Genomic DNA, 9,813 nt, shown 5'->3' on the forward strand with positions numbered 1-9,813 from the left:
AAAATTGTCCAAGGATTTAGGGCCAAAATCAAAGGTTGTTGCTGTAGCTTGTGATACAGGGCTCAAGTATCTTTCTGAAGGACTTTTTTATTAAATTTTGAATGCTAAATCATCGGCATATCCTATTCATTTAGTTCAGAAAGAAAAACAATGAGTAGAGATATTGAAGATTTTATTATATTTATTTCACTAATCATAAATTAATGAAATGAAGAAATTACTCTTTTTTATATTTTTTATTGTATTCAACCTCTCTTTTGCTCAGCTTGAAAAGAAAGATCCTGAACTTGTTGGTGTTTCTTCAGAAAGATTAAATAGGGTATCAGAAATATCAAAAAATTATGTAGCGGAAGGCAAAGTCCCTGGAATTGTTACGATGATTGCAAGAAAAGGGAAATTAATATACTTTGAAGCCTATGGAAACCGAGGGGTTGATAGTAAAGTAAAAATAAAAAAAAATGATCTTTTCCGAATATACTCAATGACAAAACCAGTAACTGCTATAGCTGCAATGCAATTATATGAAAAAGGAAAATTTCAATTAAATGACCCCATCACTAAATATCTTCCTGAACTTAATAATTTGAAAAGATATAATTCAAAAGGAGAGTTAATTGATGTCAAAACAGAAATCACAATGCAACAATTATTAACCCATACTGCAGGTTTTACCTACGGCTGGGGAGGAGGCCCAGTTGATAAAAAATATGAAGAAGTAAAGTTGTGGGAATCTGATGGATCAAAAGAATTTATTGATAAAGTTTCATCTTTACCTCTATTGTTTGAACCTGGAACCAAATGGCATTATTCTATTGCAGTCGATATAACAGGTGTAATAATTGAAAGGCTTTCAGGTAAAACCTTTTCAGAATATTTAAGTGATAATATTTTTGCACCACTTGGTATGAAGGATACTTTTTTCGAAGTACCGAATAATAAGCTAAATAGATTTTTACCCAATCACTATTATAATAAAACAAGTAACTCTTTAGGGACAATTAATGAGGACAACACAAAAATAAGTGCTGGAAGTAACTATGAAAAAGTAAAATTTTATTCAGGTGGAGGAGGTTTGGTCTCAACAGCAATGGATTTTATGATTTTTTCGGAATGTGTTCGTAATGGGGGGCTTTATAATGGTAAAAGAATCATTGGCCCAAAAACAGTAAAATTTATGACAAAAAATCATCTTTCTGGGAGTCTTTCTGGAAAAGGTGGGAGTGGAGAAAGTCCAAGCTGGGATACTACTTCTATGGATCAGGCAGAGTCTAATGGTTTTGGATTTGGTCTTGGATTTGGATTAGTTACGGACAGTGTCAAGAGGTCTATTATTGGAAGTGATGGAGAATATAGTTGGGGAGGAGCAGCGGGAACAATTTTCTGGATAGATCCCGTTGAAGAAATTTCAGTTATTTCTATGATTCAATTAATGAATTCCCCTTGGCCTCTAAGAGAAGAATTAAAAGTAGCAACTTACCAATCTTTAGTTGAAATAAATGAATAAATTACTAATCGTAATAATACTAATTCTATTTAGTTCTAATTCAAAAAAATCAATTGAAAATGAAAAGCTGGATATCCCTAATAATGCTAATTTCATTTGTTAGCTGCGAAGAGAACATTCAATTAAAAGTCCAAAATGAAATAAATAAGACGAAAATCCCAGCTGTAGTTATGGGGAAGGTTACAAAAGATGGTAAAATGGAGTTTTATTCTAAAGGACCATCTAGATGGGGTAGAAATGATACTATTAATGAAAATAACATTTTTAGAATTGCATCTATGACCAAAGCACTAGGATCGGTTGCTGCACTGCAATTAGTTGAGCAAGGTAAAATTACATTAGATGAACCCCTAGATGAATACTTACCAGAAATGTCTTCGATAAAAATTTTAAACAAGGAAAATCAAATAGTTAATCCCCAAAAAAGCATAACTCTTAGACACCTACTTACCCATACGGCAGGGTTTGGATATGGATTTACTAGTATTAAATTATCTAAATGGGATGAACTTAAAAATGAAATTGGCTGGAATTTTAATTATCGCCCTCGTATGTTTGAATCAGGCACATCATATATGTATGGAACTAATATAGATTGGGTTGGAAGACTAGTTGAAAAAATTTCAGGGATGAATTTAGAAGATTATTTTAGAGATTATATAACTGGTCCATTAGAAATGAATAGTACCTGGTTTAATGTACCAGATGATCTGGAAAAGTTGGTTGTTTCATTTTCAGAACGAGATAAAGAAACTGGAAAAGTAAATCAAAAGAAATATTCAAAAAGGCCTAAAACTAATAGTTTTAATGCAGGCGGTGGTCTTTCAAGCTCTCCTAAAGATTATGGAAAATTTCTTATTTGTATGCTAAACAAGGGAAAATTAAACGGAGTAGAAATTCTTAAAGAAGAAACTTTTGATCTAATGAATTCTCCTCAGCTAACAGAATTTAAAACAACCCACAGATATGTTCCTGTCAGTGATGTTGATACAAAAGCCAGAGGAGATAAAGATTATTTTTTTGACAGTTATGATAACTGGACATTGGCTTGGGCATACGAAGAGAATTCATCTATTAGACCATATGGGACTGCATATTGGGCAGGCTTTTTTAATACCTATTTTACAATTGACTTTGATAATGAGTTTGCTTTGATATATATGACTCAAATATTACCATTCAATGATATGGAATCATATAATTTGTTCACCTCTTTTGAAAAATTGATTTATAGTGAAATAAACTAAACCATCGGCATATCCTCTTCATTAAGTTCAGGGAGTAATTTGTATATTGTGGTTTATTAATCAAAAATCAATTATAATGAAACACCTCCTTTTATTCTTCTTCTTTTTTGTTAACTCGTTAATTTATTCTCAATTCAATGAGATAAAACTTTTACAAAAAAAATTAATTAGCGATGAAATCACTGGGAGTAATGTTGCATTAGTATATAAAGAAGGGAGTGTGATTTATTTCAATATTCAAAACTCCGGTAAAGTGGGAGACAAAAATATTTCTAACAAAAGCTATAAACCTTACAAAGAGTCACTTTTTCCAATTTGGTCAATGTCAAAACCAATTACAACCGTAGCTACGATGATCCTTTTAGAAAGAGGCCTAATTAAACTAACAGATAATGTTTCAAAGTATATCCCTTCAATGGAGAATATGAATTGTGAAACTGAAGGAGGAATTCAGCCCTGTAAAAATCAAATAAAAATTATAGATCTTTTAACTCATAGATCAGGTTTGGGTTATTACGGAAATCCAGGATATGGGTATGGGTATACAAATTCTATAAAGTATAATAACCTAGAGGAATTTGCAGATGATCTGTCGGAAGTTGTTTTAAAATTTGAGCCTGGTTCAAAATATTTTTATGGCATAAATCAAGCGGTTCTAGGAAGAATTATTGAGGTTGTTTCAAATCAAACTTTTTTTAAATTTCTTAAAAAAGAGTTGTTAGACCCCCTTGAAATGAATGAAACAAAATTTCATTTAACTGAAGAGGATAAAGCTAGATTTCAACCACTTTTTATAAATACAGGTGCTTTAAAAGGATTTACTTATGAATTAAATGAATTGTCCTACAAAAAAAATAATGAGGCTTATTTTGGAGGAGAGGGATTAATCTCAACATTGGGTGATTATTCTAATTTTTGTAAAATGCTTCTAAATGGAGGATCTTATAATGGAAAAAAAATTATAACTCAAAATAGCATTAATTTAATGACTAAAAAGTATTCACAATCATATCCAAATGAAGAATATGCGGATACAAGAAAATTGGGTTTTTATTACGGATTTTCTCTTTTTGTTTTAGAAAATTCAGAAATAGATGATACTAATTCTTCGAAAGGAATATTTGGATGGTCTGGTTACCATAATACTCATTTTTGGATTGATCCCGAAAAAAAATTATTTGCACTATTTCTTTCTAGGTCAAGGCAAAGTGTTTCAAATATCGATACTCAAAAGGAATTTAGAAGGGCTGTTTATAAATCAATAATGGAATAGTCAATTTTAATTAAACCATCGGCATATCCTCTTAATTAAGTTCAGGAAGAAAAACACGGAGTAGAGATATAGTTTTTTATATTAGCAGCTTATTAACCATAAATCAATTAAAATGAATATAACATCAATGCTTATGATTTTATTTCTTTTAATCTCTTGTAACAATTCAAACACTGAAAGTAAGAGTATCGAAAAAGAAAATACTAACTACACTGTATCTTGTGATCTAATTTACGATTATGAAAGAGCGCAGCAATTCACCTTTAAGTATTTGGATGCTATGCCAGAAGAAAATTATAGTTTTAAACCAACCCCAGAAATCTTGTCTTTTAGAGAAGAAGCTATTCATCTTGGTCTTGTAAATTATAGATATGCAGCTATGATAGCAGGTAGCTATGACGCTAGTAATGAAAAAGAGATTATGAGCCGTCAAGAATTACAATCAAAAAAGCAAGTAATAGAATTTGTTTCTAATAGCTATGATGTAATTATTAACCAAATTAATGCCGAACAGGACCTTAATGCAAAAACATATTACTATAGATGGAGTTGTAGCAAGGAATGCCTCGCAAGAAAAGGCTTTGAGCATCAATCACACCATAGAGGGAAATTTGCGATATATCTTCGATTAAAAGGTATTAAACCACCATTTGAACAATTAATTTTTAAAGATGGAGATATACCAAAAAGAGATATAGAAACGGAAGATTGGGAATCAACAAGGAATTATTTAAAATATAAAAAGCTCGTTGATTAAAATAAGAATTTAAAAAAAGGAATAATAAATTTTGCCCCTTCTAACAGGGTGGCTTTTTTATATCATCGGTATATCCTCTTAATCAAGTTCAAGAAAAAAACTTGGAGTAGTGATATTCCACAATTTATTGTTACATTCTAACGGTATAAACTATTTTTGATAAAATGAAATTTTTTGAAACAAACCAAAATACAGCTGAAAGAGTTGTTAGATTTATTGTAGCCATTTTTTTATTGCCTGCACCATTAATATTTCAAAATAACACATTCGCAATTGTACAAGCTATTGTTGGTGGTATTTTAATTTTTAATGCTTTTTCAGGGATTTGTGTTATCTACAGATTATTTGGAGCTAATACTTGTAAGGTTTAAATCATCGGCATATCCTCTTCATTAAGTTTAGGGACAAAAATTTATTAACTATTTGATAATGAACCTAACTTAATTTGATGTTGTAAAGAGGCGTTACAGTTTCTTAAACGCAGTAACTTATTAAGCACATAAAAAAACACTCCAATTATTAGGCTGCCAAGTCCTCCATAAAAGTTTCTATAAAGGACATAATTTTTTCAATTACTCTTTTAATTGTTTTCTTTCTTTTAAAATATGTTTCTCTTTCAAGTAAAGCTTCATCTACTTTATCTATCATTTTTTCTCATACGGTATTTTAAGAAAGTAGTCAGCTATATCATCACCATCTCTAATTTGTCCATTTGCCATCCAAATTTCACACTCTCTACTTATTTCAAAAGAAAACTTATCTGCCGTCTCTTTCCATTTGTCAAAGCATCCAGCATCAGGGAACAGAACTACTTCAAACTCTGAAATAGTATTGCACTTATTGTCCTGCAACCCTCCAACGCCTCCTGTTGCGATCCAAATAAAACTTGGGTTAACAATACTCATTATAACAGCCGTTTTTTCACCTTCTACAACGGCAATAGGTTTATCACTATCATCTATCAAATGACCTCCAAAGAAGTATTGATTAAGCTGGCAATTGTCATCTTTAATCTTATGCCACCATCTAGGAACTCCTTTTCTTTTACCATCTCTGCCATACCTCATCACTTTGCCAGCTCTGAGGTATTTATCTCTATCCATTTGCCAAAAGATAACATCTCCTTCAAAAACACCTAAATAATACCTTGATACAGCATCTTTCGTCATTTTCTCTCCAAAAGTCATAATCAAAAACTGAGCAAAGTCAGACTTCATACTCTCGTCAAAATGGTCAATTAGTTCCTGCATATCAGGAGTGCAAAACACAGGTACATCCTCTTTAAAATCCGCTACGTCTATAATTGAGCCTTCCTCATCCCAAAAATCTTTACCACAAGAATGACAATGCCCTACATTCATCCCTGCAAATCCTTTCTGAGGAGAAAACTTTCCATCTCTATTACTCTTGCCACAAGGACAAGTAGGGTTCAGTCTGTGCCTATTACTTTCAAATTTCCTTACAGTTTTCATTTTCCATAATTATTAAAAAGTTCGCTATTATTTTTTTTGACTTCCTTGATATCTTTATCAATGGTCTGTCTTGATGTTTCCCATTCGTCAGCCAACTTAGTCCGATTAAAATCAGGGTCATTAATCAGATTCTCTTTCACAACCTCTCTCCGCTCTTCAGTTACGCTTACAGGAAATTCTTTTCCTTGTAGCTGATTGGGGTTTTTTAAATGCTCTGACTCATTTTTAAACTCCTGCTCAAAGTCCATTAATTCAATCCTACTAAAGCCTAAAAAGTTTGGTCTTATCTTCTCTATTTTAGCCGATATAACATTAAACTCGCCATAAGAAACCTCAGCAAAACGAGGTGCTTTAATCTGTTTAATATATCTACTTGACTCATCTTCGTTATAGTAGCTTTTACCAATCCCAATGACGGCATCTACAAGGTTTGAAAGGTTAGATGAGCCCGCTAAGTCATTTCTGCTTAAAGAGCCATTAGAACGCTTAGGAGTGTGGTGTATCACTATAACAGTCCACCCCTCAGTTTTCTTCATATCAAGTAGCTGTTTTAGCAACGGCTTAACCTCCTTTGTAGACTCAATACCCCCCTCCTGAATGAGAGAAAATAAATTATCAATAAAAATGATTTTAGCCTCTGCCTGTTTAGCCATTTTCTTAATCATATTAAACCACCACTCAGTAGCATTTTTTGACGGAACAGTATATTCGTTTGAACCTTTAGGGTCAATAAAATATGCTTTCTTATCCCAATCAAAATGATTGTGCCAAATCTCTTCACCTTCAATTATTGATTGCTCGGAATATCTTTTTTCAAAGACCTTTTCTCCATTCTCAAAATCAAGAAATAAAATAGGCTGTGGACTTGATTCATTCTTTAATCCCAAAACAGACTCTCCCCGTGTAATTGCATTGGCAAGCTGAAATGCAAGCATAGATTTACCGACTCCCGTCTCAGCAAATAACATAGTAACTGTTTGCTCATAAAGAAACTCTCCCATTATCATTTTGGGCATTACTAATCCCTTAGCAAAGTTGGTTCTCTCATTACCACTTCTAAGTATAAAAGGATTGTTTTCGGGTTTATCTTGTGACTTTTTTAATCCATCTAAATTAAGAACTGCTCTTCCCATAAGTACCCGCCTTTAGTTCTTGAATAGTCTTAACCTTGTTCTTCTTAAGCCACTCCCGCAAGTCGCTTTTTAAAAAGAATTTCTTTGCTTTTGGATTATCAGGGTTGAGAGATTTATATGGAATCTCGCCCCTTTTTATCAAGTCCGACATAGTAGCCCGAGAAATATTGAGCCAATCACAAGCCTCTTGAAAAGACATAGGCTTATCATCATCCTCTGCCTTCTGATTTAGCAGATTCTCAAAAATTCCCTCAATAAAAGGTTTTAACTCTGTCGCTGTACCCTGTGCAAGTTCTCTTAGGGTAAAATTCAGGAATGTTCCTGTGTTGTCATTACTCATAGTAATAATTTTAAATATTAATAATTGAGTAACGCAGAAAAATATTTGGGTTTAGTAGAAAGAATTCCCTACTTTTGAAAAAGAATATGTAACCGCCTAAGTTTATATTCTTATAAGGAGATATCGTTCTGCGCTATCTCTTTTTTTTATTTTAGACAGCTCCTTAACTGTCTGTGACAAATTTAGTACATACAACTACCGAGTGCCAAACAATGTCAGCAGGAGTTATTAACTTTGTTTGCATATTCATATTATTGATAATCAGATACTTAATTTTTTCATATTTTGTAACTTATTGATTTACTGTACTTTAAAATCTGACTATTTTCAAATAACTTATTAAAATTTAATTAAAGATTTTTACTGTCAACTCTTTACAGTTTACACCTTTTAAGGTTTCGTGGATCCTGCTACGCAGGACCACAAACCGCTTATTTCTCACTATCATCTTCATCAAAACTTAATGCCTTTTCAATCTTAGGACGCTCTTTGTCAATCATTGTATTTATGTATCCCTCAGTAGTTTTTAGGCTTGTGTGACCTAACCCCTCAGAGATAGCCTTTAAATTAATGCCCTCTTCAAATAAAATTGTGGTATTAGAGTGTCTTGACCAATTAGCGGTAATCTTATACTCCAACTCAAGTAAGTCGCTTAGCTTATGCAACTGCGGTCTTAAATATTTGTTTAGAGCATCTACTTTATTTTGCATTGTTTTTGCATCATCCCCATCTTTTATGACGTCAAATAGATAAGACCCCTTTCCTGTTCGCCTATTAATAATGTCATTAGTTATTTTATTAAATACCAAAGGAATAATCACCTCTTTTTTTGCGGTTCTAATGCTCTTTAGCCTCTTAAACTCTTTCTGCCCCTTTTTTAAATGCAGTACATCTTTGATGTTCATCCCTCCGTTAAAAAAGCAGAATAAGAAATAGTCTCTTGCTGTTTGGAGATACTCATTTTCGCTACTAAAATCAACTATTTTTTTTACGTCAGCTTTGGATAAACCTTGATTTTTTCTTGCGCCCTCAGGAATAACATAACCGCCTTTTCCAAAAGGATATTTAGGATGGCTTTCATAAACTTTATTCCAAATGGTTCTAATATTTCTTGCGTAAACTCCTATGGTTGATTTTGAACGACCCTGTTTAAACATAAACGCCTCAAAGGCATTCATAAAATCAACATCTATATCTGTTATTGAAAGGTCAATTACATCCCCATAAATCCTTAGTTTTTGTAAGTTAGACTCTATTTCAACAAACTCAGTAAGTTTCTTAATTGTACTGCCCATAGAGGTGGCGTACTTATACCTATGGTCCTCATTTAATTTTTTAATATAATCATCAAAGGCAACCCATAGATTAGATATTATAGTTTCAACTTCATCTTCTTTGGCATCCCAATTTTTTATCCAATCCTTAACTTTTGCAAGAGATTTTAAAGAATTATCCTCCATCAAAACTGTGAGTCTGTCATTCTGAATTTTTAAGGCGTTTCTTAATTCTAACTTGTTCCCGTAGACTGTTGTCTCTCCGATTACATTCCCAAAACTGTCTTTCTTGTGTCTATTAGTCCAAACGCTATCAAACTCCTTTTGGTTCTCACAGCTAATCTCTATTTTGCCTCTTGCAGTAAATAATGGTTGGATTGATAAGTAGTGATTTTTATTATCAGCGTAAGAGTGGATGTTTACCTTGATAGGATATTTTCCACTTTGCAGTTTTCTGCGCTTGTCTAAAACTATCGTGTACTTAAATCTCACTTACGTCTTTATTTGCATACAAATTTACATATTTGCATATTATAAATATACATTTATATACAAGAATCTGACTGTAAAAAATAAGAAAGCCCATAAACAGTAGCTTACAGGCTTTAAAAAATATATGTAAATTCAAGAACAGTTAACACCCGTTCTGATGCTCAATCAGAATCTTTCTGAGGAGGAGGCACGTGCTATTACTGAATACCTTAGGACGTTATAAAGACCAGGCTTTTCCGCCAGTAGTTTCTTGGAGGTCCACACAGCCTTTGTAATCTCCAGGTATGGGAGCATACGCCAACACATTTTCACCAATGTATT

The 9,813-nt window shown here is 32.6% G+C and carries 9 protein-coding genes; 5 read left to right on the forward strand and 4 right to left on the reverse strand.

The genetic code is table 11. The features are described 5' to 3' along the window. Nucleotides 1–208 precede the first annotated feature (208 nt). The 5 genes from ISP71_08535 to ISP71_08555 all read left to right on the forward strand — a co-directional run bounded on the left by ISP71_08535 (nucleotide 209) and on the right by ISP71_08555 (nucleotide 5,152). Nucleotides 209–1,504 carry a beta-lactamase family protein gene (locus ISP71_08535; GenBank protein ID MBL6664131.1) on the forward strand — a complete coding sequence of 432 codons (1,296 nt, stop codon included), beginning with the start codon at nucleotides 209–211 and terminating at the stop codon, nucleotides 1,502–1,504. Nucleotides 1,505–1,563: 59 nt separating this feature from the next. Continuing rightward, the gene (locus tag ISP71_08540; protein ID MBL6664132.1) at nucleotides 1,564–2,751 is read left to right on the forward strand and encodes a beta-lactamase family protein; all 1,188 of its coding nucleotides are present in this window, start codon (nucleotides 1,564–1,566) and stop codon (nucleotides 2,749–2,751) included. A gap of 76 nt (nucleotides 2,752–2,827) precedes the next feature. Further along, a complete protein-coding gene (locus tag ISP71_08545; protein ID MBL6664133.1) occupies nucleotides 2,828–4,024 on the forward strand; it encodes a beta-lactamase family protein in 1,197 nt (398 codons plus the stop codon). A gap of 112 nt (nucleotides 4,025–4,136) precedes the next feature. After that, on the forward strand, nucleotides 4,137–4,781 hold the full coding sequence (locus ISP71_08550; protein ID MBL6664134.1) for a DinB family protein: 645 nt from the start codon (nucleotides 4,137–4,139) through the stop codon (nucleotides 4,779–4,781). A 164-nt stretch (nucleotides 4,782–4,945) separates the two neighbouring features. Next, nucleotides 4,946–5,152: a DUF2892 domain-containing protein gene (locus ISP71_08555; GenBank protein MBL6664135.1), complete on the forward strand. Its 207-nt coding sequence runs from the start codon at nucleotides 4,946–4,948 to the stop codon at nucleotides 5,150–5,152. 273 nt (nucleotides 5,153–5,425) lie between these two features. Here the strand turns inward: ISP71_08555 and ISP71_08560 are convergent, their stop codons facing one another. The 4 genes from ISP71_08560 to ISP71_08575 form a co-directional block, all read right to left on the reverse strand. After that, a complete protein-coding gene (locus ISP71_08560) occupies nucleotides 5,426–6,253 on the reverse strand; it encodes a hypothetical protein (GenBank protein MBL6664136.1) in 828 nt (275 codons plus the stop codon). Continuing rightward, nucleotides 6,250–7,386, reverse strand: a complete 1,137-nt coding sequence (locus ISP71_08565) for an AAA family ATPase (GenBank protein MBL6664137.1) — start codon at nucleotides 7,384–7,386, stop codon at nucleotides 6,250–6,252. The genes ISP71_08560 and ISP71_08565 overlap by 4 nt, the downstream gene beginning before the upstream one ends. After that, the gene (locus tag ISP71_08570) at nucleotides 7,367–7,726 is read right to left on the reverse strand and encodes a helix-turn-helix domain-containing protein (GenBank protein MBL6664138.1); all 360 of its coding nucleotides are present in this window, start codon (nucleotides 7,724–7,726) and stop codon (nucleotides 7,367–7,369) included. Before ISP71_08570 ends, ISP71_08565 begins: the two co-directional genes overlap by 20 nt. A gap of 431 nt (nucleotides 7,727–8,157) precedes the next feature. After that, nucleotides 8,158–9,492: a site-specific integrase gene (locus ISP71_08575; protein ID MBL6664139.1), complete on the reverse strand. Its 1,335-nt coding sequence runs from the start codon at nucleotides 9,490–9,492 to the stop codon at nucleotides 8,158–8,160. Nucleotides 9,493–9,813: the final 321 nt, after the last annotated feature.

This window comes from Flavobacteriales bacterium (genome assembly GCA_016779995.1).
Classification (GTDB): Bacteria; Bacteroidota; Bacteroidia; order Flavobacteriales; family UBA7312; genus UBA8444.

Coding starts and splice junctions, on each gene's coding strand:
- ISP71_08535 (MBL6664131.1), top strand. CDS start 209: ATGAAGAAATTACTCTTTTTTATATTTTTTATTGTATTCAACCTCTCT.
- ISP71_08540 (MBL6664132.1), top strand. CDS start 1,564: ATGAAAAGCTGGATATCCCTAATAATGCTAATTTCATTTGTTAGCTGC.
- ISP71_08545 (MBL6664133.1), top strand. CDS start 2,828: ATGAAACACCTCCTTTTATTCTTCTTCTTTTTTGTTAACTCGTTAATT.
- ISP71_08550 (MBL6664134.1), top strand. CDS start 4,137: ATGAATATAACATCAATGCTTATGATTTTATTTCTTTTAATCTCTTGT.
- ISP71_08555 (MBL6664135.1), top strand. CDS start 4,946: ATGAAATTTTTTGAAACAAACCAAAATACAGCTGAAAGAGTTGTTAGA.
- ISP71_08560 (MBL6664136.1), bottom strand. CDS start 6,253: ATGAAAACTGTAAGGAAATTTGAAAGTAATAGGCACAGACTGAACCCT.
- ISP71_08565 (MBL6664137.1), bottom strand. CDS start 7,386: ATGGGAAGAGCAGTTCTTAATTTAGATGGATTAAAAAAGTCACAAGAT.
- ISP71_08570 (MBL6664138.1), bottom strand. CDS start 7,726: ATGAGTAATGACAACACAGGAACATTCCTGAATTTTACCCTAAGAGAA.